Here is a 1,493-nt window from a genome sequence, read left to right as displayed (position 1 = left end):
CCTATGTTGGAACCCACAGAAGACCCCATGTACTCAAGCCCCCATAGCTTTTTTACCCCAAGAGCTCCGATTCCCCCTGAACATCCTCAGCCATCGAATGGAGAAACAGCAGCTCCTACATCTCACTAAGGACATGACATGCACTATCTGGCGCTCAATCAACAGCAATTATCGCGTTTTAGCCACCACTGGTTTTGGGGGCTACGCGCGGACATCTCCTGTCACTACAATCTTGGCAAAGCGGCGGCAGATTTGGAAAAAGATGTTGCCTTACGTCAACGCTGTGAAGAAAAAATAGCGCGGATTATTCAGCGAACCTGGATTATCCGTGCGTTTTATTGGTTTTTTAATATTAGCCAATATCGTACACAGTATTATCAGCTTCAAGCGTATTACGCTGACCAACTGTATAAAAAAGGGGTTATTATGCTTTCAGAAACCGAACAAGAACGTATTCATGCCGCAGGTGCTTTTATAGTGACCACAGCAGCGGGCAGCCTGGTGGCAAAATGGTTAATTCCTTATCTAAAACCATCACTGGCCTGGTTTAGCAAAAAAATGTTGGCTTACTTTAAAACACCTGTTACAGTCGATGTGAGTGCGATGCCCAGTGAAGTCAATTCTGTACCGTTGGTCACGGCCTCATTACCACAACAAGCCAGCCCTACAATCCCTAGCGCGCCTTCAAGCCAAGTTTTTATTGTTACGACAAAAATGGTTAAATTTTTACAGGTGCTGGGAGTACAGGCCGCAGTCGATACTCCCGTTTCACTTGCCAAAATAAAAGCGGCCTATCATAAAGCTTGCTTGCAAACCCATCCAGATAAAAAAAATGAGCGGGACCATGAAGCCTTTGTTGCGATAATAAGCGCTTATAAGAACCTCCTGTCACTCATTGAAACATCAGCCTTATCAGAGAGCGCACATCTTACGCCAGATGATTCTTTATTTTCTCAATTAAAAAAAATGAAACAAGAACTTGCAAAAATGGATGCGGACTATCAACGTCTGTCAGAACAAATCGGGCAAACATCGGTCCAGGCACGACAGACTCTCGCTGATGCAAAAAAAATGGCGAAAATGGTAGACAAACTAAACATACGAATAGAAAGTATCAGAGAACACTTAGAAAGGCAAGGTGAGGAATTCGCAAGGTCAGCCGCGGAATTCGCAAGGTCAGACGCGGAATTCGCAAGTCAACGTGCAGAATTACAGGAGCTGGTTCGTCTTGACGCGGCTCTTAGTGAGAAAATGAGAATCAACGATGAAAAATTACATCATATTGCCGCCATGGTTGAGGGCCTCAAAAGGGACTTCGCATTAAGAGGGTCTATGCCCCACCCTGCAGCCAGTGAACTCCCTTGTGCATCAGCCGCATCGCCTATGTTGGAACCCACAGAAGACCCCATGTACTCAAGCCCCCATAGCTTTTTTACCCCAAGAGCTCCGATTCCCCCTGAACATCCTCAGCCATCGAATGGAGAAACAGCAGC

The 1,493-nt window shown here is 45.8% G+C and carries 1 protein-coding gene; it reads left to right on the top strand.

Going from position 1 to position 1,493, the window contains the following annotated elements; all coding sequences use genetic code 11:
• Positions 1 to 138: 138 nt before the first annotated feature.
• Positions 139 to 1,493, top strand: a 1,355-nt coding sequence (locus E1O47_RS12015; RefSeq protein WP_133131473.1) for a J domain-containing protein, incomplete at its 3' end; no start/stop codon positions are given.

Source organism: Legionella yabuuchiae (genome assembly GCF_900640115.1).
Classification (GTDB): Bacteria; Pseudomonadota; Gammaproteobacteria; order Legionellales; family Legionellaceae; genus Legionella_A; species Legionella_A yabuuchiae.
This window is presented reverse-complemented; position numbering and strand designations above follow the sequence as displayed.